We start from the raw sequence: 253 nt of genomic DNA on the forward strand, positions 1-253 counted from the left end.
TGGCCTCCGACTTGTTTTCCTTGAACTTGGTGATGCTGACGGCCCCCTCGCCCTCGATGAAGGCGGCCTTGACCTCGCTGACGCAAGCGATGCTCTGCTGGCGCAGCGAACTCATGAGCTCCTCCTCGGTCAGGAACTCGCGCCGCATGTTACGCCGGAGCAGGCGGCCGTCGCGGATCACCTGGATCGGCGGCGAGGACACCAGCTTCTCGATGAAGCGGAAGCGGTAGCTGGCGGCATTGATGAGGAAGTC

1 protein-coding gene is annotated in these 253 nt (G+C 63.2%); it reads right to left on the minus strand.

Annotation, left to right across the window (positions count from 1 at the left end):
* On the minus strand, window positions 1–253 hold a 253-nt coding region (locus tag KVT32_RS30745; RefSeq protein WP_217619500.1), incomplete at both ends, for a DUF421 domain-containing protein.

The sequence above is a fragment of the Achromobacter sp. GbtcB20 genome, from assembly GCF_019091095.1.
Taxonomy (GTDB): Bacteria; Pseudomonadota; Gammaproteobacteria; order Burkholderiales; family Burkholderiaceae_B; genus Achromobacter; species Achromobacter mucicolens.